The 24,367-nt window shown below is 65.8% G+C and carries 28 protein-coding genes; 19 read left to right on the plus strand and 9 right to left on the minus strand.

The window, feature by feature from the left end; genetic code table 11:
• Positions 1–124: 124 nt before the first annotated feature.
• The gene (locus tag IFT55_RS01320; protein WP_192088591.1) at positions 125–829 is read left to right on the plus strand and encodes a murein L,D-transpeptidase catalytic domain family protein; all 705 of its coding nucleotides are present in this window, start codon (positions 125–127) and stop codon (positions 827–829) included.
• A 98-nt stretch (positions 830–927) separates the two neighbouring features.
• A complete protein-coding gene (locus tag IFT55_RS01325) occupies positions 928–2,982 on the plus strand; it encodes an NAD(+) synthase (RefSeq protein ID WP_192088592.1) in 2,055 nt (684 codons plus the stop codon).
• A gap of 15 nt (positions 2,983–2,997) precedes the next feature.
• Here the strand turns inward: IFT55_RS01325 and IFT55_RS01330 are convergent, their stop codons facing one another.
• Positions 2,998–3,861: an oxygenase MpaB family protein gene (locus tag IFT55_RS01330; protein WP_192088593.1), complete on the minus strand. Its 864-nt coding sequence runs from the start codon at positions 3,859–3,861 to the stop codon at positions 2,998–3,000.
• A 117-nt stretch (positions 3,862–3,978) separates the two neighbouring features.
• Here IFT55_RS01330 and IFT55_RS01335 point away from each other — a divergent pair, with 117 nt between their 5' ends.
• The 3 genes from IFT55_RS01335 (at position 3,979) to IFT55_RS01345 (ending at position 8,380) form a co-directional block, all read left to right on the plus strand.
• On the plus strand, positions 3,979–5,616 hold the full coding sequence (locus IFT55_RS01335; RefSeq protein ID WP_192088594.1) for a histidine kinase famiy protein: 1,638 nt from the start codon (positions 3,979–3,981) through the stop codon (positions 5,614–5,616).
• An 86-nt stretch (positions 5,617–5,702) separates the two neighbouring features.
• Positions 5,703–7,877 carry a histidine kinase dimerization/phosphoacceptor domain -containing protein gene (locus tag IFT55_RS01340; protein WP_249403516.1) on the plus strand — a complete coding sequence of 725 codons (2,175 nt, stop codon included), beginning with the start codon at positions 5,703–5,705 and terminating at the stop codon, positions 7,875–7,877.
• Positions 7,874–8,380: a biliverdin-producing heme oxygenase gene (locus IFT55_RS01345; RefSeq protein WP_192088595.1), complete on the plus strand. Its 507-nt coding sequence runs from the start codon at positions 7,874–7,876 to the stop codon at positions 8,378–8,380. The genes IFT55_RS01340 and IFT55_RS01345 overlap by 4 nt, the downstream gene beginning before the upstream one ends.
• Positions 8,381–8,462: 82 nt before the next feature.
• Here IFT55_RS01345 and rplS read toward each other — a convergent pair whose 3' ends face one another.
• Both rplS and trmD read right to left on the minus strand, forming a co-directional pair.
• Positions 8,463–8,852, minus strand: a complete 390-nt coding sequence (rplS, locus tag IFT55_RS01350; protein ID WP_192088596.1) for a 50S ribosomal protein L19 — start codon at positions 8,850–8,852, stop codon at positions 8,463–8,465.
• Positions 8,849–9,586 (minus strand): tRNA (guanosine(37)-N1)-methyltransferase TrmD, encoded by a 738-nt coding sequence (gene trmD, locus IFT55_RS01355; RefSeq protein WP_192088597.1) that lies wholly within the window; start codon positions 9,584–9,586, stop codon positions 8,849–8,851. Before trmD ends, rplS begins: the two co-directional genes overlap by 4 nt.
• Positions 9,587–9,649: 63 nt before the next feature.
• Between trmD and IFT55_RS01360 the strand changes: the two genes are divergently transcribed.
• Positions 9,650–10,591 carry an NAD(P)/FAD-dependent oxidoreductase gene (locus tag IFT55_RS01360; protein WP_197976272.1) on the plus strand — a complete coding sequence of 314 codons (942 nt, stop codon included), beginning with the start codon at positions 9,650–9,652 and terminating at the stop codon, positions 10,589–10,591.
• A gap of 56 nt (positions 10,592–10,647) precedes the next feature.
• Entirely contained in the window at positions 10,648–11,061 is a 414-nt protein-coding gene (locus IFT55_RS01365; RefSeq protein WP_192088598.1) for a hypothetical protein, read from the plus strand.
• A 377-nt stretch (positions 11,062–11,438) separates the two neighbouring features.
• Here IFT55_RS01365 and rimM read toward each other — a convergent pair whose 3' ends face one another.
• The 3 genes from rimM to ffh form a co-directional block, all read right to left on the minus strand.
• Positions 11,439–12,005 (minus strand): ribosome maturation factor RimM, encoded by a 567-nt coding sequence (gene rimM / locus IFT55_RS01370; protein WP_192088599.1) that lies wholly within the window; start codon positions 12,003–12,005, stop codon positions 11,439–11,441.
• A gap of 136 nt (positions 12,006–12,141) precedes the next feature.
• Entirely contained in the window at positions 12,142–12,525 is a 384-nt protein-coding gene (rpsP, locus tag IFT55_RS01375) for a 30S ribosomal protein S16 (RefSeq protein ID WP_192088600.1), read from the minus strand.
• A 48-nt stretch (positions 12,526–12,573) separates the two neighbouring features.
• Complete coding sequence (gene ffh / locus IFT55_RS01380; RefSeq protein WP_192088601.1) at positions 12,574–14,067, minus strand: signal recognition particle protein; 1,494 nt, start codon at positions 14,065–14,067, stop codon at positions 12,574–12,576.
• 233 nt (positions 14,068–14,300) lie between these two features.
• Between ffh and IFT55_RS01385 the strand changes: the two genes are divergently transcribed.
• Entirely contained in the window at positions 14,301–15,935 is a 1,635-nt protein-coding gene (locus IFT55_RS01385) for a putative bifunctional diguanylate cyclase/phosphodiesterase (RefSeq protein ID WP_192088602.1), read from the plus strand.
• Here IFT55_RS01385 and IFT55_RS01390 read toward each other — a convergent pair.
• The gene (locus IFT55_RS01390) at positions 15,910–16,488 is read right to left on the minus strand and encodes a DUF924 family protein (RefSeq protein WP_192088603.1); all 579 of its coding nucleotides are present in this window, start codon (positions 16,486–16,488) and stop codon (positions 15,910–15,912) included. The genes IFT55_RS01385 and IFT55_RS01390 overlap by 26 nt on opposite strands.
• On the opposite strand from IFT55_RS01390, the gene mtaB reads away from it, so the two are divergent.
• The 3 genes from mtaB to IFT55_RS01405 are packed head-to-tail and all read left to right on the plus strand — an operon-like array spanning position 16,487 to position 19,283.
• The gene (gene mtaB / locus IFT55_RS01395; RefSeq protein ID WP_192088604.1) at positions 16,487–17,722 is read left to right on the plus strand and encodes a tRNA (N(6)-L-threonylcarbamoyladenosine(37)-C(2))-methylthiotransferase MtaB; all 1,236 of its coding nucleotides are present in this window, start codon (positions 16,487–16,489) and stop codon (positions 17,720–17,722) included. The two genes, IFT55_RS01390 and mtaB, sit on opposite strands and share 2 nt — an antisense overlap.
• Positions 17,719–18,648 (plus strand): signal recognition particle-docking protein FtsY, encoded by a 930-nt coding sequence (gene ftsY, locus IFT55_RS01400; RefSeq protein ID WP_192088605.1) that lies wholly within the window; start codon positions 17,719–17,721, stop codon positions 18,646–18,648. Before mtaB ends, ftsY begins: the two co-directional genes overlap by 4 nt.
• Entirely contained in the window at positions 18,645–19,283 is a 639-nt protein-coding gene (locus tag IFT55_RS01405; protein WP_192088606.1) for a septation protein A, read from the plus strand. Before ftsY ends, IFT55_RS01405 begins: the two co-directional genes overlap by 4 nt.
• A gap of 39 nt (positions 19,284–19,322) precedes the next feature.
• Here the strand turns inward: IFT55_RS01405 and IFT55_RS01410 are convergent, their stop codons facing one another.
• Together IFT55_RS01410 and pspF are read right to left on the minus strand one after the other, a co-directional pair.
• Entirely contained in the window at positions 19,323–19,934 is a 612-nt protein-coding gene (locus IFT55_RS01410; RefSeq protein ID WP_192088607.1) for a superoxide dismutase, read from the minus strand.
• Between the two features lie 81 nt (positions 19,935–20,015).
• Positions 20,016–21,041 (minus strand): phage shock protein operon transcriptional activator, encoded by a 1,026-nt coding sequence (gene pspF, locus IFT55_RS01415; protein WP_192088608.1) that lies wholly within the window; start codon positions 21,039–21,041, stop codon positions 20,016–20,018.
• Positions 21,042–21,211: 170 nt separating this feature from the next.
• Between pspF and IFT55_RS01420 the strand changes: the two genes are divergently transcribed.
• The 8 genes from IFT55_RS01420 to IFT55_RS01455 all read left to right on the plus strand — a co-directional run bounded on the left by IFT55_RS01420 (position 21,212) and on the right by IFT55_RS01455 (position 24,123).
• Positions 21,212–21,352 (plus strand): hypothetical protein, encoded by a 141-nt coding sequence (locus IFT55_RS01420; RefSeq protein ID WP_192088609.1) that lies wholly within the window; start codon positions 21,212–21,214, stop codon positions 21,350–21,352.
• 66 nt (positions 21,353–21,418) lie between these two features.
• Positions 21,419–22,084: a phage shock protein PspA gene (pspA, locus tag IFT55_RS01425; protein ID WP_192088610.1), complete on the plus strand. Its 666-nt coding sequence runs from the start codon at positions 21,419–21,421 to the stop codon at positions 22,082–22,084.
• Position 22,085: 1 nt separating this feature from the next.
• A complete protein-coding gene (gene pspB / locus IFT55_RS01430; RefSeq protein ID WP_192088611.1) occupies positions 22,086–22,379 on the plus strand; it encodes an envelope stress response membrane protein PspB in 294 nt (97 codons plus the stop codon).
• Positions 22,379–22,759, plus strand: a complete 381-nt coding sequence (gene pspC, locus IFT55_RS01435; protein WP_192088612.1) for an envelope stress response membrane protein PspC — start codon at positions 22,379–22,381, stop codon at positions 22,757–22,759. The genes pspB and pspC overlap by 1 nt, the downstream gene beginning before the upstream one ends.
• A gap of 38 nt (positions 22,760–22,797) precedes the next feature.
• Positions 22,798–23,088 (plus strand): hypothetical protein, encoded by a 291-nt coding sequence (locus IFT55_RS01440; RefSeq protein WP_192088613.1) that lies wholly within the window; start codon positions 22,798–22,800, stop codon positions 23,086–23,088.
• Positions 23,089–23,160: 72 nt separating this feature from the next.
• Positions 23,161–23,424 carry a hypothetical protein gene (locus IFT55_RS01445; RefSeq protein WP_192088614.1) on the plus strand — a complete coding sequence of 88 codons (264 nt, stop codon included), beginning with the start codon at positions 23,161–23,163 and terminating at the stop codon, positions 23,422–23,424.
• Positions 23,425–23,448: 24 nt separating this feature from the next.
• Positions 23,449–23,685 carry a hypothetical protein gene (locus tag IFT55_RS01450; protein WP_192088615.1) on the plus strand — a complete coding sequence of 79 codons (237 nt, stop codon included), beginning with the start codon at positions 23,449–23,451 and terminating at the stop codon, positions 23,683–23,685.
• Between the two features lie 36 nt (positions 23,686–23,721).
• Entirely contained in the window at positions 23,722–24,123 is a 402-nt protein-coding gene (locus IFT55_RS01455; RefSeq protein WP_192088616.1) for a SufE family protein, read from the plus strand.
• Positions 24,124–24,367 lie beyond the last annotated feature (244 nt).

Genomic DNA, 24,367 nt, shown 5'->3' on the forward strand with positions numbered 1-24,367 from the left:
AACCACGTCAAGGCGACGGGGCGGGGTCGCGCTGCGGTGAACGGGGGAACGTCCAACCGGCTGTTAATTGATGGTTTGCAGTTCATGCCTTACATACCGTTCATACGAAACGGCGTGGCGAGGCATGATGCAGGACGAAGAAGTACGGTCGCGGCGCGCGGTGTTGAAGGCGGCAGGCGGGATCGCCGGTCTGATGCTGGCGCAAGGCTGTACTACCCGTTCTTCAATCGCGCCGGTCGCCTCCACGCCGCCGGTGGCACCACCTGCCGCACCGTTGAAGGTCGCCGCTGCCCCCGTCCGTACGCTCAGCGCGCCGCCGACGGTCAATCCCGGCCTGTTCGCGCGGGCACAGGCGGCGCTGGCGCGACATTCGGGTACGATTCGCAAGACCGACCGGATCGCGATCGCCGACTTCGGGCTGGATTCGCTCCATCCCCGGTTCCAGTTCATCGATATGCATAGCGGCGTCGTGTCGGCGATGCGCGTCGCGCACGGCAGTGGTTCGGACCCTGCGCACCGCGGCCGGCTGGAGCGTTTCAGCAACGTTCCCGACTCCAATGCGACGTCGGAAGGCGCGTTCACCACCGACAATTACTATATCGGCAAGCACGGCCGGTCGCAGCGGTTAGTCGGGTTGGACCATACCAACGACAATGCCCTGTTGCGTGCGATCGTGATCCATGGGGCGTGGTACGCCAACCCGGAAATGATCGCACAGCACGGAAAACTGGGCCGCAGCCAGGGATGTTTCGCGGTTGCCGAAGGCGATCTGGCCCGTGTGTTCGACCTGATCGGCGAAGGTCGGATGCTGTACGCATCGAAAGTCTAACGGCGGAGCGGTCATAGCGGCTCTCCGTTTCGGTAGGTCGTGTGCTCGTCGCTGCCCTGCATACTGGCGGCAGACGATTTGGAGCGGTAGGACGCACCATGACCTCGCATCCTTTTCATTCGATCCATAACCATGGTTTTGTCCGCGTGGGTGCGTGTACTCCGCCCGCTACGGTGGGCGATCCTGCGGCCAACGGACGCGCGGCGATCGCGCTGGCACAGGCGGGTGATGCGGCCGGCGCGGACCTGTTGGTCTTCCCTGAGTTGAACCTCACTTCCTATGCCATCGACGACCTGCATTTGCAGGACACGATCTGCGAGGCGACCGAAGCGGCATTGGCCGATGTAGTGGCCGCCAGCGCGTCGCTCTCGCCCGTCCTGTTGCTGGGGGCTGCGCTGCGCCGGAACGGACGGCTGTATAATTGCGCCGTAGCGGTGTCGCGAGGGCACATTCTCGGCGTGGTTCCCAAGAGCTTCCTGCCCAACTACCGCGAATATTATGAAAAGCGCTGGTTCGCGCCCGGCGCGGGGCTGACCGGACTGACGATCGATGTTGCGGGTCGGACCGTTCCGTTCGGCACCGACCTGATCTTCGCCGCGAACGATCTGTCCGACTTCGTGTTTCACGCGGAGATCTGCGAGGATTACTGGGCCCCCCTCCCCCCGTCGACGGCGGGTGCGATGGCGGGCGCGTTGGTGCTGTGCAACCTGTCCGCCTCCAACATCGTGATCGGCAAGGCACGGGAACGGGAATTGCTGTGCGCGTCGCAATCGGTGCGCACGCTGTCGGCCTATATCTACTCGGCATCCGGCGCCGGCGAGAGTACCACAGACCTTGCGTGGGACGGACAGGGCATGATCTTCGAACTGGGCGAGCAACTGGCTGCGTCCACCCGGTTCGATCAGGCCAGCGAGGCGGTCTATGCCGATATCGACCTTGAACGGCTACGGCTGGAGCGGATGCGCAACGGCACGTTCAATGACTGCGCCGCCTCCAACGGCCACCCGGAAACAAGGTTTCGCCGGATCGGCTTCGATCACCTGCCCAGCGATGGCGATATCGGACTGCGGCGCACCATCCGGCGTTATCCGTTCGTGCCTGATACGCCGGCATTGCTGGACGACGATTGTTACGAAGCGTTCAACATCCAGGTCGAGGCACTGCGGCAACGGCTCGTCGCATCAGGGGCTAAGCGACTGATAATCGGGGTTTCTGGCGGCCTCGATTCAACCCACGCGTTGATCGTGGCGGTGAAGGCGTTTGATCGGTTGGGGCGTTCGCGCGCCGATATTCTTGGTTTCACCATGCCGGGCTTCGCGACGGGCGACCAAACGAAGTCGAATGCGTGGACGTTGATGCGCGCATTGGGCATCACCGGCGACGAGATCGACATCCGCCCCGCCGCCCGCCAGATGCTGGGCGACATGGACCACCCCTTCGCCCACGGCGAGGCGGTGTACGACGTGACGTTCGAGAACGTGCAGGCCGGGTTGCGCACCGATTACCTGTTCCGCCTGGCCAACCAGCGCGAGGGGATCGTGCTGGGCACCGGCGACCTGTCCGAGCTGGCGCTGGGATGGTGCACCTATGGCGTCGGCGACCAGATGAGCCATTACGGCATCAACGCCGGCGTACCCAAGACGCTGATCCAGTATCTGATCCGCTGGGCGATCCGCACCGAACAGTTCGATGCCGGGACCGACGCGGTGCTCGATGCGATCCTCGGCACCGAAATCTCGCCCGAGCTGGTGCCCGCCAGCGACGACGGGCGGATGCAGAGCACCGAAGACCGGGTCGGGCCGTACGCGCTCAACGACTTCTTCCTGCACTATGTCGTCCGCCACGGACTGGCCCCATCGAAGATCGCGTTTCTGGCATGGCATGCGTGGCGGGAAGCCGGTGCGGGTCGCTGGCCGATCGGGTTCGCCGACGATGCGAAGGGCGCATACGATCTGCCGACGATCGCGATGTGGCTGGAAAAATTCCTGTGGCGTTTCTTCCAGACCAGTCAGTTCAAGCGGTCGGCGATGCCGAACGGGCCGAAGGTATCGCCGGGCGGCGCGCTTTCGCCGCGCGGCGACTGGCGCGCGCCGTCGGACGGCGTCGCGCGACCGTGGGTGGAAGAGTTGCGCGCGGGCCTGCCCCCGATGTGACGGGCGCGCGAGCCGCTATCGCTGCGCGCGCGCCGTCTTCTCCGATGCCGACCCGTTCAGCGCCCAGCGTAGCACCTGCGCCATGCCGCGCGCGCCGGTCCGTGCCGCCACGCCTGCCCGCTCGCGCCCGCCCAGGCCAAGCATGGTGCGCGCCCATGGGGGCAGCAGGTCGGTGGCCGCAGCGATATTGAGCGCGCCGACGCTGCGCATCAGCGGATTGGGCAAGGGTTGCCGCACCAGTGCGTCGCGAACCGTACGCGTCCGATCGTCGAAGCGTAGCTCTGGACGGATCGCGACCAGATAGGCATCGACCGCAGCACGACTGTCGGGCACGTCGATGGCACCCAGCCGCTGTGCGACGACCACGTTCTCCGCGAAATACCGGTCCTGATCGGCGCGCGACAGGCCGGGATCGCGGTAGCGCAGATAGCCGCGCAGGAACGAGTCGGTTTCCGCGACGTGGATCCACGTCAGCAGATGCGGGTCGTTCGCATCGTAGCGCGTCCCGTCGGACAACGTGCCGTGCACGCGGTCGTGAATGTGGCGGACATGATCGATCAGCCGTTCCGCCTCCGCCGTGCCGCCATAGGTGGTGCCGGCGATGAATTGCGCCGTGCGTTTGAGCCGGCCCAGCATGTCGCGGCGGAAATTGCTGTGGTCCCACACCCCAGCCAATGCGGCGGGATGCAGCATCTGCACCAGCAGCGCCGCCGTGCCCCCGATCATCATCGACGAGAAATCACCATGCACGCGCCAGCTGACTGATCCCGGCCCGAACAGCCCGTCGTCGCCGGGCGGCCGGCGTAGATCGATCGCGCCGTCCCCGGCCCCGGTAATGGCGCGGACCTGAGCCGCAATGGCGTGACGGAATGGATTCATGAAATTCGCAACGTATTGAAACCGCGTGAAGTTCATTCGGCCCGCGTCTATCGCAAGCGGAACATTGTACGCCCCCGACGTTTGACGACGGCCATCCAGACGGTAGAATAATCCGACATGCCGAATGCACCAAGCCCCGAGAAGCCCGGCGGCGGTCCGACGCCGCATCTGGGACACCCCAGCGCCGACATGGGGGATCGCAAGAACGAAATCTTCTTCGCCGCCGTCGAAACCACCCGCATGCCGATGATCGTCACCGATCCGCACAGCCACGACAATCCGATCGTATTCGCCAATCCGGCGTTCATCGGCATGACCGGATATTCGATGGAGGAACTGATCGGCCAGAACTGCCGCTTGCTTCAGGGGCCGGAAACGGACCGCGAAACGGTGGCGGAAATCCGTCGCGCGGTGGAGCAGCGGCGCGAGACATCGGTCGAAATCCTGAATTACAAAAAGAACGGCAGTGCGTTCTGGAACGCGCTGTTCGTATCGCCGGTCTTCGATACCGACGGCACGCTGCGCTACTTCTTCGCATCGCAGCTGGACGTCAGCCGTCGTCGCGATGCCGAGGAGGGATTGCGACAAGCGCAGAAGATGGAGGCGGTCGGCCAGTTGACCGGCGGCATCGCGCATGACTTCAACAATCTGCTGACGGTGATCCAGGGGTTCACCGACATGCTGCTGACCCAGATCGATCGCGCCGACGATCGTCCGGTCGATCCGCAACGCGCCCGCCGGTCGCTGCGCGCCGTCATGGAGGCGGCCGAACGCGGCGCGGGACTGACGCAGCAGCTGCTGGCGTTCTCGCGCAAGCAGAAGTTGCAGGGGCGCGTCGTCAACGTCGACGATCTGATCGATTCGCTGATGCCGGTGCTGGAGCGGACGATCGCCCCCGCCCCCATCACGATCGACGCGCAACGCTGCGGCACCGAATGCAACGCCCGGATCGATCCCGTGCAGGCGGAAATGGCGATCCTGAACATCCTGAACAATGCACGCGATGCGATGCCGGATGGCGGCGCGGTGCGGATCGGGGTCGAGCGGGTCACGATCGACCCGACCGACGCACGGTTCGGGGATGTCGTCGCGGGCGAGTACATCGCGCTGTCGATCGGCGATACCGGCGTCGGAATGCCGCCACAGGTCCGCGACCGCGTGACCGAACCGTTCTTCACGACCAAGGATCAGGGCAAGGGCACCGGGCTGGGTCTGTCGATGGTCTATGGCTTCATGAAACAGTCGAACGGCGCATTGCGGATCGAATCGCAGGAGGGCGCTGGAACGACCATTCGCCTGTTCTTTCCCGCGGTCGACAGCGCGCCCGATCCGGTCGGGCGTGGCCGGCCCCGTGCGGAAGCGGAATCGCAGGGGCACGAGACGGTGCTGGTGGTCGAGGATCAGGCGGATGTCGGCGATCTGGCCGAAGCGATCCTGAACGATTTCGGCTATCGCGTCCTGCGCGCAGGCAACGGGCCGGAAGCGATCACGATCATCGAAAGCGGCCGTCCGATCGACCTGTTGTTCACCGACCTGATCATGCCGGGCGGCATGAACGGCGTGATGCTGGCGCGCGAGGCGCGGCGCCGGCGGCCGCGACTGAAGGTTCTGCTGACCACCGGCTATGCGGAGGCATCGATCGAACGGGTCGATGCGCGCGGCGCGGAGTTCGATCTGATCGACAAGCCGTACAAGCGCGTCGGCCTTTCCGCCCGCATCCGACAGGTTCTGGACGGGCCGACCGGAACCGCCTGATTTTACGACCCAACCCGGACATGCTAGACGAACGATCCGCCGCGCCATGTCCGACGCGATGACGGCAGGATGACGAAGGGCGAAGTTTGGCGACGAGTATCGAACAGGTAGCCGGAACGCTTCCGGCCGACATGCAGTCACCGTCATCATTGGGTCAGGACCTGACCGCCTGCGACCGTGAGCCGATCCACATTCCGGGCGCGATCCAGCCGCACGGGATCTTGCTGATCGTCGATGCGGAGAGCGGCAGGGTGGTTGGCGGCGCGGGCGATTGCACCGGGCTGCTGGGGTGTGACTGGACCGGCGCGACCGTCGCGATGCTGCTGGGCGAACCGGTGGCGAACGCGTTGCGGGCGGATGCGATACGCCTGCCGCTGTTGGGCACCGCCGCAGGGGGCAGCCTGTCGGTCGTCGCGCACCGCGTGGATGCCCATTGGCTGATCGAGCTGGAACCCACCGCGCCGGGACAGGCGGGGACCGACGACGCGCTGAACTGGATCGCCCGCGCCAGCGAGGATTTCGGTCGCGCGGTCGATCTGGAAGACCTGAGCGCGCGTGCCGCCACGATCTTCGCCCAACTGACCGGGTTCGACCGGGTGATGATCTATCGGTTCCTCGACGATGATTCTGGCAAGGTCGTCGCCGAACGCCATGCGCCGGACATGACCGGGTTCCTGAACCATCATTTCCCCGCGTCCGACATTCCGCGACAGGCGCGTGCGCTGTACATCCGCAACCGCGTGCGGGTGATCCCCGACGTCGACGGTGCGGTGATGCCGATCCGCGCGGTCGATCCCGCAATGGCGGCGATCGACCTGAGCGATGTCGGATTGCGCGCGGTGTCGCCGATCCACATCGAATATCTGCGCAACATGCAGGTGATGGCGTCGGCATCGGCATCGATCGTCAAGGACGGCGTGTTGTGGGGGCTGGTCGCGTGCCATCACCGCACCCCGCGCGGGCTGGACTATCTCCAACGCAAGACGTGCGAACTGATCGCCGCCGCGTTCGCACAGCAGGTGCGCGCGAAGGAAGAAGCGGCCGAGTATCGCGAGCGGTTGCGGCTGCGTTCCGCGGAAGACGCGCTGGCCGTCCGGCTGGCGCAGGATGGCGATCCCGAAACGATGGCCGGATCGATCGGCGGCGAATTGCAGCGGATGATGGGTGCCGACGGGTTCGCGCTGCATCGCGGCGGTTCGTTGCACAGCAGCGGCCATGTGCCGTCGGGCGCGGACATCATGGCGATTTCGGCGTGGGTCCGGCGACAGGGCAACAGCCCCCTGCATACCGCGACCCTGGCCGCACGGATGCCCGAGGCGGAGGCCTATCGCGACGTGGCCAGCGGGCTGCTGGCGATCGTGTTGTCGATCGACGAGCCGGTCGTGCTGATGTGGTTCCGGGCGGAAGAGCTTCAGACGGTGCAATGGGCGGGCAATCCGCACAAGGCGGTGGAAACGCCGGGCGCGCGGCTGACCCCGCGTGCGTCGTTCGCGGCGTGGAGCGAGGAGATACGCGGTCGCGCGCGGCCGTGGAGCGTGGCGGAGGTCGAGGCGGCGCATCGGTTGAGCCGCACCCTGTTCGACGTTCGCCAGCGGCGGCGCATCAACGAACTCAATCGCGAACTGACCCGCGCCGTCACCGACAAGGACGTATTGCTTGCGCAGCAGGAAACGCTGATCAAGGAAGTGAACCACCGCGTCCAGAACAGCCTGCAACTGGTGGTCGCGTTCCTTGCGATGCAGGCCAATGCCGAGAATGACGAGACGCTGACCCGGCATCTGACCGAAGCGCAGCGGCGGTTGTCGGCGGTCGCGCTGGTCCATCGGCGACTGTATTCGGACGACAATGTCACGTCGATCGATCTGGGCCGCTATGTCGAGGACCTGTTGGGCGAGATGCAGTCGTCGATGGGTGCCGAATGGCAGGGGCGGCTGACGATGGACCTTTCGCCCTTGCTCATCAGCGCGGATGCGGCGGTGCAGGTCGGGCTGGTGCTGGTCGAGCTGGTCATCAACGCCCAGAAATATGCCTATGACGGGCAGCCGGGGCCGATCGCAGTGACGCTGGAGCGGTTCCGCAACCGGTTCCGCCTGACGGTCGCCGATCGGGGCCGTGGGCGCACCGGACAGCGGCAGGGCTTCGGCACGCGCATGCTGAGCGCGATGGTGCAGCGGCTGGACGGCACGATCGAGGAAAGCGACAACGCGCCGGGGCTGCGTTTCACGGTAACGGCCCCGATCGGCGTACCCGGCGACGCATGAGCGCCAGCGCGACGCTGCGTGCGGCGACCGGACCGGCGCATGCGGCGATCGATGCTGCGTACGGCCGGTTCGACCTGACCGATCGTGATGGCTATGCGCAGTTCCTGCTGGCGCATGCCCGCGTGGTGCCGCCGGTCGAGAGGATGCTGAACGACGCACCCGGCCTGCCTGCGTTCGGGGCGCGCACCCCTGCGCTGGCGGCCGATCTGACGGCATTGGGGATGATGATGCCCGATCCACTGCCGGTCCCGGTCGAACGCGATCCGGCTGCGCTGTGGGGTATCTTCTATGTGGTCGAGGGATCGCGGCTGGGCGGCGTGATGCTGGCGCGCGACGTCGCGCCCGGACTGCCGCATGCCTATCTGTCCGCCGGCCATGGTCGCGGCGGGTGGCGCGAGGTCCGCGCGGCGATCGACGCGGCGGCGCGGGACGAAGCGTGGATGGCGCGCGCGGTGGCGGCGGCGGAGCGTTGCTTCGGCTGGTATGGACGTGCGGCGGGCTGATTACGGCGTATCGCGGAACGAAAAAAAGGCGCGGTGACTGTCGCCACCGCGCCTTCCTGTCGTGGCATCAAGGCCGCACCGATCACTCGGCAGCGGTCGCCTTGACCGGACGCGGATCGCGGCGTTCGGCGATACGTGCCGACTTGCCGGTGCGACCGCGCAGATAGTAGAGCTTCGCGCGCCGCACGACGCCGCGACGCACGACCTCGATCGAATCGATGTTCGGCGAATAGAGCGGGAAAACGCGCTCGACGCCTTCGCCGAACGACATCTTGCGGACGGTGAAGGACGATCCCATGCCGCAGTTCGAACGCGCGATGCACACGCCTTCGTAGTTCTGCACGCGGGTCCGCTCGCCTTCGACGACCTTCACGCCGACCTTGAGGGTGTCGCCGGCGCGGAATTCGGGCAGCGACTTCGATTCGAGAAACTTCGCGATCTGCTCGGCTTCGATCGTCTGGAGGAGGTTCATGTCTTCTGACCTTCGTCTTTGTCGTGCGCGCCAGAGGGCGACTGGACCCGAGTGTCGACGTGACGCTCCCACAGGTCCGGCCGCCATAGCCGTGTATCGGCCTCCGCCCGGTGTTTCCGCCAGGCGGCGATCCGCGCATGATCCCCCGATCGCAACACTTCGGGGATCGTGCGCCCCTCCCATATCGCAGGTCGGGTGTATTGAGGATATTCGAGAAGGCCGCTTTCGAAGCTTTCCTCGATACCACTCGAAGCCGCGCCCATTACGCCGGGAAGCAGCCGAACGCAAGCATCCAGCAGCACCAGCGCCCCCATCTCGCCCCCTGACAGGACATAGTCGCCGATCGACACTGGTTCGATCGCGCGGCCTTCGAACAGGCGTTCGTCGAACCCTTCGAACCGGCCGCACAGCACCACCGCCCCCGGCCCCGCCGCAAGGTCGCGCACCCGCGCCTGCGTCAACGGCCGCGCACGTGGCGTCATCGCCAGCACCGGCCGGTCGTCCGCGACGCTGTCGATCGCCGCCGCGACCACGTCGGCGCGCAGCACCATGCCCGCCCCGCCCCCGGCCGGCGTGTCATCGACCGAACGGTGCCGGTCGGTCGCGAAGTCGCGGATCTGCACCGCATTTAGCGACCAGCGCCCCTCACGCAGCGCGCGTCCGGCCAGCGACACGCCGAGCGGCCCCGGAAACATTTCGGGATACAGCGTCAGGACGGTGGCGGCGAAGGTCATGCGCAGGGAATCCCGTTATCCTATGTCCTTGGAACCCACGGGCAGGACCGTTACTCCGACCCGATGGACCAGACCACCGAACCGCCGATCGGCGACATCACCGACTGCGTCATCGTGGGAGCCGGCCCGGCGGGGCTGACCGCCGCGATCTATCTTGCGCGGTTCCACCTGTCGATCCGGCTGTTCGATTGCGGATCCAGCCGCGCCGCCATGATCCCGCGCACCCATAATCATGCCGGCTATCCGCAGGGCATCGCCGGCCCCGAGCTATTGGCACGGATGCACGAACAGGCGCGGCTGTACGGCGCGACGTGCGAGAACGCGACCGTCGCCGCGATCGAGCGCGACGGCGAAGACTTCGTCGTCCACACCGGTCGGTCGGCGGCACGCGCGCGCACCGTGCTGCTGGCGACCGGCGTGGTCAACCACCGCCCGCGCGGACTGGACGACGCGACGCACGACGCCGCACTGGCGCGCGGTTTGCTGCGCTACTGCCCGGTGTGCGACGGATATGAGGTGACCGACAAGCGCGTCGGTGTGATCGGCACCGATTCGCACGGGATGCGCGAGGCGTTGTTCCTTCGGTCCTATACGCGCGACGTCACGCTGATCGCGCCGGACAGCGATCATGATCTGGACGCCGCGTGCCTCGCGAAGCTCGACGCCGCCGGAATCCAGCGGGTCGACGGCCCCTGCGGCGATTACCGGATCGAAGACGACCGCATCGTCGTCCGCACGGCGGCGGGCGGCCGCGCGTTCGACAGCGTTTACCCTGCGCTCGGATCGCGCATCCGGTCCGAACTGGCGGTCGCGGCAGGCGCTGCGGCCACGGCGGAAGGCTGTCTGGAGGTCGACGACCACCAGCGCACGTCGATCCCCGGCCTGTTCGCGGCGGGCGATGTCGTGAAGGGGCTGGACCAGATCAGCCACGCCATGGGCGAAGCCGGCGTCGCCGCGACGACGATCCGCAACCTGCTGGACGAACGCCGGCCGATCCGGCGCTGACGGGAGTCGCGTGCGACGCAGGCTGGCACTATGATTGCCGTTGCGGAGGACGATGCGTGCGCAGGTCGATGATGGCGATGACGGTGATGATCGCGGGTCTGGCATCGGCACAATCGATCGACCGGATACTGGCGGCCGCCGCGCAGCGCGATGCTGCGGATGGATGCAAGCCGCAGTCCGACGATGCCATCCTGGTCTGCGGCGACCGCGACCGGGGGGATCGATACCGCCTGCCGCTGCCCGTCGAACGCGACCCCGACGAAGCGGGTGCCGTTGCGGGCGAGCCGGCGCGAACCAGTGTCGAATCACCCTATCTGAACGGCTGCGGCGTGTTCGCCGGGCAGCGACGCTGTTCGAAGCGCGAGGCGGCGGCCTATGGCTATGGCGGCGGGCGCGACCCCGTGACGCTGGTCGGGCGACTGGTCACGAAGCTGGTGGACCCGGATGCGGAGATCGCTACGTCGGAGTAGGCTGATAACATTCAGCGGAACTGGCCTTCTTCGTCACCCCATACCTGTCCCGAGGTCCACCGGACCGCCAACGAAGCGGAACAAGGCACGACGGCCAACGACTGCTGCGCGGTAGATCGGCGAACAGGTCCGAGGTGACGGTCGTGCAGGCGGCAAGGACGCCGTCGCGCTGAACGTCGATCCGCCTTAGGCCGACCGAAATGCAGCGTGTTTCGCGACAGTGCCGTCCGTGGACCCGTTTCGCACGAACCTTTCGCGTCATCGGTGCAGTCACCGGTTCGGCCGCCGATGTTTGCGGCGGGCGTGTAGGTCACGCAGACCCATCGCTGTGCTAGAGGCGAGCACCGACCCGCACCGGACCTGCTACCGCCCCTGCATCACTCGGTCGCGAACAGCGCGTCGACCACCAGGCGTTCGGCATTCCATTCGGGAACCGCATGCGGTTGCATCGGCACCATGAAGCGCTTGCCGTTCGGACGTTCGATCTCGATCACGTCGCCTGCGCCGAAATCGTCGATCGCGACGATATGGCCGAGCGCGTCGCCCTCACTCGATACCGCCGACAGGCCGAGCAGGTCGGCATGATAATATTCGCCGTCCGCCAGCGGTGGAAGCTGATCGCGCGGCACCCATAATTCGGTCCCGCGACGCGCCTCTGCCGCAGTGCGATCGGTAATCTCACGGAAGCGAGCAATCGCGCCGTTATTGCCCGAACGCAGCGATAACAAGGTGAGCGCGCCGCCGTTCAGGCTGGAATAGCCCGACAGGTCGTCCGCGAACAGCTTCAGCCGGACTTCGCCGGCAAGACCGTGTGCGCCCGCGATCGCGGCGAGCACCACACGGCGCTCGCCGCCACCGACGTCATGCGTCGTCGGGGGAACCTTCGCCGCCCGTGGGGGCGTCGTCGCGGCCTTCGGCGGGGTCTTCTGCCGATTTGCCGACATTGGTGGCGTCCTCGTCATGCGCGGGATTGGATTCGGGGTCGATCATCGCGGTTCTCCTGCGGTTGCCGCCAAAGAACGCACGACGATCGTAGAGGGTGCCGGCGTCCGCCCGATACGGACGAACGCCGGATGGCCCTTATGCCTCGGCGGTTTCGGCCGGCGCGTTGGCGGCTTCCTCGGCGGCCTTCGCCTTTTCGGCGCGCTCTTCCGCACGCTCGGTGGCCTTTTCGCCGGGCTTGCCCTTGGTCGGGTTGCTACGGGCGGCGCGTTCCTTGACGCCGGCCTTGTCGAGGAAGCGGGCGACGCGATCGGTCGGCTGCGCGCCGACGCTCAGCCAATGCGCCGCACGCTCGCCGTCCAGCACGACGCGCTTCTCGTCTTCCTTGCCCAGCAGCGGGTTGTAGGTGCCGATCTTCTCGATGAAGCGGCCATCGCGCGGGCTGCGCGCGTCGGCGACGACGATGCGGTAGTACGGACGCTTCTTGGAGCCGCCACGCGACAGACGGATGCTGATTGCCATTGTAGTTCTTCCTTCTTCGTATTGCGTAAGCCGGTGATGTGCCGGCGGTTACTTCTTCTTGATGAGATTTTCGAAACCGGGGGGCAGTTGCGGCATGCCCTTGCCCCCGCCCAGCCCCGGCAGCCCGGGCATCTCGCCGCCCGCCTTGCCCAGCAGGTCGCCCAGCCCCGGACCGCCCAGCGCGTTGCCGAGGCCGCCCATGCCGCCCTTGCCCAGCATCGCCATCATGCCCTTCAGACCGCCCATCTTCTTGAGCTTCTTCATGGCGGACTGCATTTCGAGGTGCATCTTCAACAATTTGTTGATGTCCTGCACCGTCGTGCCCGATCCCTTGGCGATACGGATCTTGCGCTTGGCATTGATGAGTTCGGGCTTCGCGCGTTCCTTGACCGTCATCGACGTGATCATGGCGTCCATGCGCAGCAGGATCTTTTCATCCATCGCGCCCGACGCCATCGCCGCCTGTGCCTTCTTCATGCCGGGGATCATCCCCGCCAGCGCGCCGAGGCCACCCATGCGCCGCATCTGCGCCAGTTGCCCGCGCAGATCGTTCATGTCGAACTGCCCCTTGGCGAGGCGTCCGGCCATGCGTTCGGCATCGTCGGCCTGGATCGATTCCGCCGCACGTTCGACCAGCGACACGACGTCGCCCATGCCGAGGATGCGGCCCGCGACGCGTTTGGGATGGAACGGTTCGATCGCGTCCAGCTTTTCGCCGACGCCCGCAAACTTGATCGGCTTGCCCGTGACGGCCCGCATCGACAAAGCGGCACCGCCGCGCGCGTCGCCGTCCATCCGGGTCAGGATGACGCCAGTCAGATCGACCTGATCCGAAAAATTCTGCGCGACGTTGACGGCGTCCTGACCGGTCAGCGCATCGACGACCAGCAGCGTTTCGTTCGGACGCGCGATGTCCGCCACCGCGCGCATTTCGTCCATCAGCGCCTGATCGACGTGCAGCCGCCCGGCCGTATCGAGCATGACGACGTCATAGCCCTGAAGCTTCGCCGCCTGCAGCGCGCGGCGCGCGATGTCGACCGGCTGCTGCCCCTGTACGATCGGCAGCGTCGCGACGTCGACCTGCGTCCCCAGTACCGCAAGCTGTTCCTGCGCGGCTGGGCGATTGACGTCGAGCGACGCCATCAGCACCTTCTTGCCTTCGCGCTTTGCCAGCAGCTTGGCCAGCTTTGCCGTGGTCGTGGTCTTGCCCGACCCCTGCAACCCGACCAGCATGATGACGGCGGGCGGCGTGACCGCCACGTCCAATTCGGCCGTGTCCGGCCCCAGCATGTCGACCAGCGCGTCATGGACGATCTTGACGACCTGTTGCCCCGGCGTGATCGACCGCAGCACGTTCTGACCGATCGCCGCCTCGGTCGCCTTGTCGACGAACGAGCGTGCGACCGGCAGCGCCACATCGGCTTCGAGCAGCGCCACGCGGACTTCGCGCATCGCGGCGCGGACATCGGCCTCGGTCAGCGCGCCGCGACCGCGCAGGCGATCGAACACCCCTCCCAGCCGGTCACTCAGACTTTCGAACACGTGGCGCAAACTCCGGTCTTGTTCCACCGGAAACGCTCAAGCAAAATACGCCGGCGGACGAAACCTCGTCGGCCGGCGTCGCCCATGGGCGGCAATGCTGGGCGCTTCCAAAGTGGAAACGATCCGGCGCTCTTAAAGGAACGCGGCCGGCCATGCAAGCCGCCGGTTGTTAACCACTTGTATACGGGTCGGGCCTAGCACCTGTCAGCTTGGATATGGGATGGCAACGCGCAATGACTGGGGCCGAGACCACATCGGAGTCGCCACTGCCGGCGACACGCAAGGAATTGCTGGCCGGCGCGATCAGCGTCGCGTCGATCCTGCTGTTCGTCGGTATCGGCAGCAGCGTGCTGTCGGGACTGTTGGCGTGGGAATTCGACGGCGGAGCGCCGGTCGACGAATCGCTGGTTTTCGCGCTGTTGCTCAACATCGCGCTGATCCTGTTCGGATGGCGCCGGCACCGGGCATTATATGCCGAAGTGCGCGTCCGCGCCGCGGCGGAGGAACGTGCCCGGACACTGGCGGCGTGCGACCCGTTGACCGGTTTTCTCAATCGCCGCAGCCTGAGCGAACAGGGCACCAAAATGCTGGCTGAGGCGATCCGCACCGACCGTGCCGTCGCGTTGATGATCCTCGACCTCGACCATTTCAAGACCGTCAACGACATGCACGGCCATTCCGCCGGCGACACGCTGTTGCGCGCGGTCGCGGCCGAAGTCACCGCTGCCCTGCCCGCCGACGCGCTGGCCGCGCGGTTCGGGGGGGATGAGTTCGCCTGCGTGCTGACGTTCGATCCGACGCAACCCGCGACGGTCGACCGTATCGCCGAACTGCTCGTCCGCCGGCTGGCCCAGCCGATCGAGGCGGAGGGATTCCGCTGTCACATCGGCTGTTCGGTCGGCATCGCGCGATCCGATTTCGATGGCACCACGATCGATTCGCTGATGCGGGCGGCGGATATCGCGATGTATTCGGCCAAGAATGCCGGGCGCGACCAGTTCGCATGGTTCGACCGGTCGATGGAGCGGGCGCTGCACGATCGCAACGACCTTGAAAGCGGGCTTCGTATCGCGATTCCGGCGGGACAGATCGTGCCGGTATTCGAGCAACAGGTCGACCTGACCACCGGCAAACTGACCGGGTTCGAGGTGCTGGCCCGTTGGAACCATCCGAAACTGGGCAATATTCCGCCTGACCGCTTCATCCCCATCGCCGAAGAAGCGGGGCTGATCGGCGACCTTTCGCTCTCCATCATGCGACAGGCGTTCACTGCCGCACGCGACTGGGACCCGTCGCTGTCGCTATCGGTCAATATATCGCCGTGGCAGTTGCGCGACGCGTGGCTGGCGCAGAAGATCATCAAGGCGATGGTCGAAACCGGCTTTGCCGCGACCCGGCTGGAAGTGGAAATCACCGAAAGCGCGCTGTTCGAAAATCTGCCGCTGGCGCAGTCGATCATCGGCAGCCTGAAGAATCAGGGCGTGAACGTGGCGCTGGACGATTTCGGTACCGGCTATTCCAGCCTTGCGCATCTGCGGGCGTTGCCGTTCGACCGGATCAAGATCGACAAGAGCTTCGTGCTGTCGATGCATGACAGCGCCGATTCGGCGGCGATCGTCAACGCGATCATCGGCCTTGGCCACAGCCTTGCTCTGCCGATCACGGCGGAGGGCGTCGAAACGCTGCAACTCGCCGAGCGCCTTGCGGCGCTGGGCTGTTCGAAGGCGCAGGGCTGGGCGTACGGCAAGCCGACGCATGTGCCCGAGACCCGGCGGATGCTGGGCGCGCGCGGGCTGCTGCGCGGCATGCCCGATCCCGATCTGGCGACCGGGCTGGCGACGCTTACCAGCCGGCGTTGGGTCGGCTGAGATACGCGCGTTCGGCTTCGGTCGACTCCCGGCCGAGGGCAGCGTTGCGCGACGGATACCGGCCATAGCGGCGGATGACCTCGGCGTGGTCGCGCGCGAAGTTCAGGTTGTTCGCCACGCCCAGCGCCTCAAAGCAAACCAGCGAGAAACGCGCGACACCCGCATCCTCGCTGTGCATCAGCGGCATGTACAGGAACGAGCGCCGTAGCGGCGGGAGCGCACGGTCGTCGCCGCGCGCGATACCGATCAGCGCCAGTTCGAGCGCCAGCGGATCGGCCGCGAACGCCGCCGCCTGCCCACGGTACAGGTTGCGCGAGAATTGATCGAGCAGGATCACGGCGGCGAGCAACGCGTCGGGGTCGTCCCGCCATCCTGCCGCCTCGTTCGCCAGTACGGCATCGCGCAGGCCGCCGAAGCGGTCGGCGATCGTCGCGTCCAGTGCGTCGTCCTTGGCAAAATGCCGGTCCTCGCCCACTTCATCGAACCAGAAGTCGAGAATCGCGCGCGCTGCCGCGTGGACTTCGCGGTCGCCTGTCCCTAGATCACCGGCCATGCCATCTCCTTATGGTCCCACTATCATCACGCTGGGTTGCCGGTTGAACATCGCCGAAAGCGAGGCGATCCGGGCGATCGTGGGTGTACGCGACATGGTAGTCGTCAACAGCTGCGCCGTCACCAACGATGCGGTCGCCGGCACCCGCCGCGCGATCCGCCGCGCCCGGCGCGAACGGCCGCTGGCCGAACTGGTCGTCACCGGCTGCGCGGCGCAGATCGACCCTGACTCGTTCGCCGCGATGCCCGAAGTCAGCCGCGTCATCGGCAATTCGGATAAGCTGAACCCCGCCGCATGGGGCTCGGCCGATCCGGTGATCGTGCGCGATATCGGACGCATCCTCGACACCGCGCCGCAACTGGCCGGCGGGTTCGACGGACAGACGCGCGCGTTCGTCGAGGTGCAGAATGGTTGCGACCATCGCTGCACCTTCTGCGCGATTCCCGCCGGTCGCGGGCCGTCGCGATCGGCGGACATCGGCGCGATCGTCGCGCAAGTCGCGTCGCTGGTCGCGGCCGGTCACGGCGAGGTCGTGCTGACGGGCGTCGACCTGTCAAGCTATGGCGACGATCTGGCTGGCGTGCCGCGCCTGGGCGATCTGGTCGAGGCGATCCTAATGCGTACCACCGTACGGCGGCTGCGGCTTTCCTCGCTCGATCCTGCAAATATCGACGGTAAGCTGTTGGAATTGCTGATATCGGAACCAAGGATCATGCCGCACGTCCACCTGTCCTTCCAGGCGGGCGACGACATGGTGCTCAAGCGCATGAAGCGCCGGCACCTGCGCGCCGATGCCGTTCGGCTGGTCGAACGGCTGAAGGCGGCACGCGATATCGCGATCGGCGCGGACCTGATCGCCGGCTTCCCGACCGAGGACGATGCGATGGCGGCGAACAGCCTGTCGCTGATCGATGCGTGCGACATCGTCCATGCGCATATCTTTCCCTACAGCCCGCGCGCCCGGACACCCGCGGCGCGCATGCCACAGGTGCCGCCGCCCGTGGCAAAGGCGCGTGCCGAACGGCTGCGCGCCGCCGCCGCGCGTCGCCATGCCGCCTGGGCTGCGTCGCTGGTCGGCAGCGAAAGCGATATCCTCGTCGAGCGGCCCGGCACGCGCGGGCACACGCCCGGCTTCGCCGACGTAACGCTGCTCTCCCCCTCCCCGCCCGGGACCATCGTCCGGGCGCGGCTCACTCGATACGAAGGCGATCGGTTGATCGGCATGCCCTTATGAGCCTTTCCTGGCACGAACGCCTGCTCGGCGGCCTCAAGAAAACGTCTGACCGGCTGACCGGCAACCTTGTCGGCCTGTCCGCCGCGCGGCTGGACGACGACACCCTCGACGGAATCGAGGAGGCGCTGATCGCGTCGGACCTTGGCCCCGCGACCGCTGCGCGCGTCCGCACCCGGCTGGCCGACGGTCAGTATGAGCGCAACATGGAAGAACTCGGCGTCCGGTTGGTCGTCGCTGAAGAGATCGAAAAAGTGTTGGAACCGGTCGCGAGGCCCTTGGAAATCGAGGCTTTTCCGCGTCCGCAGGTAATTTTGGTCATCGGTGTCAATGGATCGGGCAAGACAACGACGATCGCCAAGCTGGCCAAGACGCTGGTCGATCAGGATTACGGCGTGATGCTGGCGGCGGGCGACACGTTCCGCGCGGCTGCGATCGGCCAGTTGCGGACATGGGCCGAGCGGATCGGCGTGCCGATCGTCAGCGGGGCCGAAGGCGGCGATGCGGCGGGCATCGTGTTCGAAGCAGTGCGCCAGGCGACCGAAACCGGTATCGACGTGCTGATCGTCGACACCGCCGGCCGATTGCAGAACAAGCGCGAACTGATGGACGAACTGGCCAAGATCCGCCGTGTGCTCGGACGGCTGAACCCCGCATCGCCGCACGACGTCGTGCTGGTGCTGGATGCCACCACCGGTCAGAACGCGCTGAACCAGATCGAGGTGTTCAAGGAAACGGCGGGCGTCACCGGGCTGGTCATGACCAAGCTGGACGGGACCGCACGCGGCGGCGTGCTGGTGGCAGCGGCGGAGAAGTTCGGGTTGCCGATCCACGCGATCGGGGTGGGCGAAACCGCCGACGACCTTCGCGGGTTCGATGCGCATGAAGTATCCCGCATCATCGCGGGTGTGGAGCGCGTACGTAAATGACGACCGAAGCCAAACCGCGCACGTCGCCGCTGTTCCGACTGGCGCTGGATTACGGGCCGTTGGGCGTGTTCTTCGTCGCGAACCTGCTGGCGTCGCGCCTGTCGCTGCCCGACATGGTCGACTCGCTCGCCAGCGTGCTGATCGCCACGACGGCATTCATGATCGCCAGCCTGATCTCGATCGTGGTGTCGAAATGGAAGACCGGGCACATCTCACCCATGCTGTGGGTTTCCGCCGGGCTTGTGCTCGTGTTCGGGGCGCTGACACTATATTTTCGCGACGACACGTTCCTGAAGATGAAGCCGACGATCGTGTACGCGATGTTCGCGTCGATCCTGACGTTCGGCGTACTGACCGGTCGTCCCTTGCTCCAGCAGTTACTGGAAACCACCTATCCGGGACTAAGTGCGGAAGGGTGGCGCAAGCTAACGGTCAACTGGGCCATCTTCTTTGCGTTCATGGCGGTGCTGAACGAAGTAGTTTGGCGTCATTCGACGTGGAATTTCTGGGTCGGGTTCAAGCTGTGGGGCGCGGTGCCGCTCACGCTGCTGTTCGCGATGGCGAACATCCCGATGCTGTTGCGGCATGGGTTGCAAATGGACCGCGAAGCTCCGCCACTGCCGCCGGCGGACTGAAAATCATGGGGGACCGCCCGAAGGCGATCCCCCGCGCGATCAGGCGACCGCCGCGTCGTAACGCTGGCCGACCTTGTCCCAGTCGACCACGTCCCACCATGCCTTGAGATAGGCCGGGCGGGCGTTGCGATAGGTGATATAATAGGCGTGTTCCCACACGTCGTTGCCGAGGATCGGCGTGCCCTTGACCGCCGCGACGTCCATCAGGGGATTGTCCTGATTGGGGGTCGAGGTGATTGCCAACTTGCCGTCGGCACCGACGATGAGCCACGCCCAGCCCGAACCGAACTGGTTGGCGCCGGCGGTGTTGAACTGCTCCTTCAGCGCGTCTAGCGACCCGAACTGAGCGTCGATCGCGTCCTTGAGCGCACCCGACGGCTGCGATCCGCCACCCTTCATCGTTTCCCAGAAGAAGGTGTGGTTCCAATAGCCGCCGCCATTGTTGCGCAGCTTGGCCGGGGCGCCGTTCATCTGGCCCAGCAGATCCTCGATCGACTTGCCTGCAAGGCTGGCATCTTCCGATACCGCCTCGTTCAGCTTGTCGGTATAGGCCTGATGATGCTTGTCGTGATGGAGCGTCATCGTCTCCTTGTCGATCGTCGGCTCCAGCGCGTCATAGGCGTAGGGCAGCGGCGGAAGTTCGAAAGCCATGGCAATCCTCCTTTGGCGGTTCGTGTGACCGAACGCCGCACGGGTCGCTTGGCTCCGGTCGTTACGCCGTCGCTCCTTAGGTCAACCGCCCTGCCCGAGCAATCCATGCCGCTTAAGCGCATGGCGAAGCTGGTCGTAGGTCAGGCCCAGCGCGTCCGCGCAGGTTCGCTGGTTGTACCGGGCATCGGCCATCGCCCGCGTCAGCAACTGACGCTCGAACCGGTTGACCCGCGTCTTGAAATCGTCGCCATTGTCGTCGGTTAGGCTCGGTTCCTCAGCTTTTCCAGCAACGTCCGTCGTCGTCGAAGCGGCCGCCTTTACAGGGCTTTGCGGGCGATAGGGGGATGCGAACGGGTCTATTTCGACATGATCGATCGCGCCGGGCCGTTCCCATCGATAGACCGATCGCTCCACCGCGTTGCGTAGTTCGCGGACATTGCCGGGCCACCGATATTCCATCAGCATGTCGACCGCATTCGGTCCGAACCCCGGCCATTCGTCCCGCCCGATCTCTGCCGACATGCGTCGTCCGAAAAAGTCGGCAAGGACGAGAATGTCGCCCGGCCGCGCGCGCAGCGGGGGCAGCGTCACCACCTCGAACGACAGGCGATCGAGCAGATCGGCGCGGAACGTGCCGCGCTCGACCCGGTCGGGCAGATGTTCGTTGGTCGCCGCCACGATCCGCACATCGACGCGGATCGCTCGCGACGACCCGATCCGCGTGATCTCGCCATACTCGACGGCACGCAGCAACCGGTCCTGCGCCGCCATCGACAACGTGCCGAGTTCGTCCATGAACAGCGTGCCCCCGTCGGCTTCCTCGAACCGGCCGGCGCGGCCCTTCGACGCGCCGGTGAACGATCCCGCCTCGTGGCCGAACAACTCGGCCTCGATCAGCGTTTCGGGCAGCGCGGCGCAGTTCATCACGACCAGCGGCTGATCCCAGCGCCCCGACAGGCGATGCAGGCGTTCGGCGACCAGTTCCTTGCCCGTGCCCCGTTCGCCGATGACCAGCACGGGTCGATCGAGCGCGGCCGCCCGGCTGGCGCGTTCGAGCGCGTCGAGAAAGGGGCCGGACTGGCCGATGACCTGCGTGGTGCGTTCCATGGGCGGCAACGTGGCGTAATTTCCCAATAGTTCGCAAGCAGTCTTTTCCGGCTTCGCCCAAACGCAACGGAAATGACGCAAAACCGTCGTTTTCTAAACTGGCACGCCCCCTGCAATGTAGTTTGCAAGCCCGACACAGGGCGCAACATTCCAGGTTCAGGGAAACCGACATGACCACGTACAAGAGCACCACCCTCCCCCAGGCGATCGTCGGCATGATCGGCGCGTTGACGGCGAGCCTGTGCGTTCTGGCGATGACGACCGCATCCGGTCCGATCGCCTTCACCGTTGCCGCAGCGCCTATTGCGTAATGCGGCAGGCCGGAACGGTTCTACCCCGTTCCGTTCCGGCCACCCGGCTTTTCCAAGGAGTAACCAATGGGTATCTTTTCCCGCACCCGTGACATCATCGCCGCGAACGTCACCGACCTGCTCGACAAGGCCGAAGACCCCGCGAAGATGATCCGCATGATCATCCTCGAAATGGAGGAAACGCTGGTCGAGGTCCGCGCCTCCGCCGCGCGCACCATCGCCGATCAGAAGGAGATGCGCCGCCATATCGCCAAGCTGGACAAGCTTCAGGAAAGCTGGACCGAAAAGGCGGAGCTGGCGCTGAGCAAGGACCGCGAGGATCTGGCGAAGGCAGCACTGGTCGAACGGCAGAAGGCGGTCGACATGGCCGAACAGCTGAACAGCGAGATCATCGTGCTGGACGATGCGCTGCGCGCGTCGGAAGGCGACATCGCCAAGCTGCAGACCAAGCTGCGCGAGGCGCGGACTCGGCAGAACGCCATCCAGACCCGGATGGAGAGCGCCAACAACCGCACCAAGCTGCGCGAGATGTATGCCGGTTCGAAGACCGCCGATGCGTTCAGCCGCTTCGATGTGCTGGAACGCCGCGCCGACATGGCCGAGGGCCGCGCCGACGCTGCCGGACTGGGCATCCCCAAGACGCTGGAAGACGAGATCGCCGAACTGCGGTCCTCGGACAAGATCGACGCCGAACTGGCTGCGCTGAAGGCGCGGATGAGCCGGGAGGGTTGAGATGGAGGACTTCTTCGGCATCGCCGTCCCGCTCGGCGTGCTGTTCATCGGGCTGCCGTGGCTGATCCTCCACTATATCACCAAGTGGAAACAGTCGCCGTCGTTGACCAACGAGGACGAACGGCTGCTCGACGACATGCACCTTACCGCCCGGCGGCTAGAGGAACGGTTGCAGACGATCGAACGGATCATCGCTGCCGACAACCCCGATTTCCGCCCCTCGCTGCCCCGGCGCGACGAGGACGATTTCCGCCGCAGCGATCTGCGCGACAACGATTATTCACGGAGGAACTGATGTCCGGCGCACGCACCAAATTCTATGTCGACAAGGCGAATGGCAAGATGTCGGGCGTGTGCGCCGGCATCGCCGACTATACCGGTGTCGAGGTCATGTGGATCCGCATCGGCACGGTGTTGCTGACGCTGGCCGGCGGGTTTCCATGGACCGTGATCGCGTATTTCATGATCGCGTGGATGGCACAGAAGAAGCCGGCCGGCCTGTACGAAAGCCGCGAGGACGAGAAGTTCTGGCAAGGCGTGCGGTCGAACCCGACCCGCACCGCATCCGAAATGCGCTCGACCTTCCGCGACATCGACAAGCGGCTCGCCGATATCGAGATGTATTACACCAGCCGCAACACCCGTCTGGCGGACGAGATCGACAGCCTGCGCTGATCGATCCCCGCCGGGGGGTAGAACGAAGGAGAGAAACGATGGGATGGGGTGGACCTGGGTTCGTATTGACCCTGATAGCGATCAGCACGATCGGATGGATCGTCACGACCGCGATCCGCGCGAAGCACGGCTATCCGCTGGAAGGCGAATGGGGCGGCACCACCGAACGCGACAATTCCGATGCCGCGCGGCAGGCCCGGCTGATGGCCGAAGAGAACGCGCAATTGCAGGGCAAGGTGCTGCGGCTGGAAGAACGGATCGCGGTTCTCGAACGGATCGCCACCGACCCGGCTACCCGCGTCGCCCGCGAGATCGACGCGTTGCGTTAAACCAGACGCCGACGCAATTTCAGCTACTTGCACGAACAACTGCGCATCCCGCGCGAACTGAAAGGAACGACGATGAGTCCGTTGTGGATCCCTTTGCTGGGCCTATCGATCCCGGTAATCGCGCTGTTGGGCAATCTGCTATTCAAGCCGTGGCTGGAACATCGCGAACGCCGTCTGACGATCGAGGCGAACGCGCTGGCCGAAAAAGCCGCCCAGTACGCCGCACAGACCGAACGGCTGGAACAGCGCGTCCGGGTGCTCGAACGCATCATCACCGACCGCGGTGTCGACCTGTCGGACGAGATCGGCCGGCTGCGCGACACGCCGCTCAACTGAACCGCCCGACAGGAGGGTATTCCGATGAATCTCACCTTCATCCTCGCGATCGCCCTGACGACGCTGGCCGCCGTCGCGATCGTCGCCGCCACGACATTGTCGGGATGGCGCGGCTGGCTGGCGCTGCGGCAACAGCAGATCGGCTATGGCGCGCTGCCCGACCGCGATCCCGGCCCGACCGCAGGCACCCGGATCGAGATCGCCGACCTGAAGGAACGCATCCGCAAGCTGGAAGCGATCGCGGCAGGCGTGGAACTGTAGCCTTTCCCTGCCCCGCGCCGTCGCTATATCGACGCGATGCAGACCATCGACGACATCCACGAAGAATATGACTTCCTCGACGGCGACGACCGGTATCGGTTGCTGATCGATCTGGGCAGGCAGCTGGAACCGATGCCCGACGCGCTGAAGACCGATGCGACCCTGGTGCGCGGTTGTTCCGCTTCGGTGTGGGTCTATCCCCGACAGGCCGATGGCACGCTGCACTTCCTTGCCGACAGCAACGCCGCGATCACCAAAGGCATCATCGCGCTGGTTTTGGCGACAGTACAGGACCGCCCGGCAAGCGAGATCGCGAATACCGACATCGGCGCGGCGCTGGCCCCGTTCGATTTGGGGAAGCAGCTAAGCTCCAACCGGACGCAGGGCATTCCCAACATGATCGCGCTGATCCAGGAAACCGCCGGGCGGATGGGGTAAGGCGCACAAGCGGGGCCTGCTGCCGTCCGTGCGGATCGCGGTGCCCAAACTGCCGACGCGCGGTCAGCGATCCTTCGATACGCCATGTCGACAGGCTTAATGGCCGCTCAGTACAGACGGGTCAGGGATAGGATGGCTGGCCCTGCACGGCGGCAGGTTCGCTTTGCCCGCTCATCGAGCGCAGCCGAACATCGGGTCCGGCGCTCGCTCCTTGGGCCCATCCCCAACCGTGCTGCGACGAAGC

It is taken from the genome of Sphingomonas sp. CFBP 13720 (assembly GCF_014842075.1).
Taxonomy (GTDB): domain Bacteria; phylum Pseudomonadota; class Alphaproteobacteria; order Sphingomonadales; family Sphingomonadaceae; genus Sphingomonas.

Coding starts and splice junctions, on each gene's coding strand:
- mtaB (WP_192088604.1), top strand. CDS start 16,487: ATGCCATCTCCTTATGGTCCCACTATCATCACGCTGGGTTGCCGGTTG.
- IFT55_RS01320 (WP_192088591.1), top strand. CDS start 125: ATGATGCAGGACGAAGAAGTACGGTCGCGGCGCGCGGTGTTGAAGGCG.
- IFT55_RS01410 (WP_192088607.1), bottom strand. CDS start 19,934: ATGGCTTTCGAACTTCCGCCGCTGCCCTACGCCTATGACGCGCTGGAG.
- pspC (WP_192088612.1), top strand. CDS start 22,379: ATGTCCGGCGCACGCACCAAATTCTATGTCGACAAGGCGAATGGCAAG.
- rimM (WP_192088599.1), bottom strand. CDS start 12,005: ATGTCGGCAAATCGGCAGAAGACCCCGCCGAAGGCCGCGACGACGCCC.
- IFT55_RS01440 (WP_192088613.1), top strand. CDS start 22,798: ATGGGATGGGGTGGACCTGGGTTCGTATTGACCCTGATAGCGATCAGC.
- IFT55_RS01345 (WP_192088595.1), top strand. CDS start 7,874: ATGAGCGCCAGCGCGACGCTGCGTGCGGCGACCGGACCGGCGCATGCG.
- ftsY (WP_192088605.1), top strand. CDS start 17,719: ATGAGCCTTTCCTGGCACGAACGCCTGCTCGGCGGCCTCAAGAAAACG.
- IFT55_RS01360 (WP_197976272.1), top strand. CDS start 9,650: ATGGACCAGACCACCGAACCGCCGATCGGCGACATCACCGACTGCGTC.
- IFT55_RS01455 (WP_192088616.1), top strand. CDS start 23,722: ATGCAGACCATCGACGACATCCACGAAGAATATGACTTCCTCGACGGC.
- rpsP (WP_192088600.1), bottom strand. CDS start 12,525: ATGGCAATCAGCATCCGTCTGTCGCGTGGCGGCTCCAAGAAGCGTCCG.
- IFT55_RS01335 (WP_192088594.1), top strand. CDS start 3,979: ATGCCGAATGCACCAAGCCCCGAGAAGCCCGGCGGCGGTCCGACGCCG.
- IFT55_RS01330 (WP_192088593.1), bottom strand. CDS start 3,861: ATGAATCCATTCCGTCACGCCATTGCGGCTCAGGTCCGCGCCATTACC.
- trmD (WP_192088597.1), bottom strand. CDS start 9,586: ATGACCTTCGCCGCCACCGTCCTGACGCTGTATCCCGAAATGTTTCCG.
- IFT55_RS01450 (WP_192088615.1), top strand. CDS start 23,449: ATGAATCTCACCTTCATCCTCGCGATCGCCCTGACGACGCTGGCCGCC.
- IFT55_RS01405 (WP_192088606.1), top strand. CDS start 18,645: ATGACGACCGAAGCCAAACCGCGCACGTCGCCGCTGTTCCGACTGGCG.
- IFT55_RS01445 (WP_192088614.1), top strand. CDS start 23,161: ATGAGTCCGTTGTGGATCCCTTTGCTGGGCCTATCGATCCCGGTAATC.
- pspB (WP_192088611.1), top strand. CDS start 22,086: ATGGAGGACTTCTTCGGCATCGCCGTCCCGCTCGGCGTGCTGTTCATC.
- rplS (WP_192088596.1), bottom strand. CDS start 8,852: ATGAACCTCCTCCAGACGATCGAAGCCGAGCAGATCGCGAAGTTTCTC.
- IFT55_RS01420 (WP_192088609.1), top strand. CDS start 21,212: ATGACCACGTACAAGAGCACCACCCTCCCCCAGGCGATCGTCGGCATG.
- IFT55_RS01385 (WP_192088602.1), top strand. CDS start 14,301: ATGACTGGGGCCGAGACCACATCGGAGTCGCCACTGCCGGCGACACGC.
- pspF (WP_192088608.1), bottom strand. CDS start 21,041: ATGGAACGCACCACGCAGGTCATCGGCCAGTCCGGCCCCTTTCTCGAC.
- pspA (WP_192088610.1), top strand. CDS start 21,419: ATGGGTATCTTTTCCCGCACCCGTGACATCATCGCCGCGAACGTCACC.
- IFT55_RS01325 (WP_192088592.1), top strand. CDS start 928: ATGACCTCGCATCCTTTTCATTCGATCCATAACCATGGTTTTGTCCGC.
- IFT55_RS01390 (WP_192088603.1), bottom strand. CDS start 16,488: ATGGCCGGTGATCTAGGGACAGGCGACCGCGAAGTCCACGCGGCAGCG.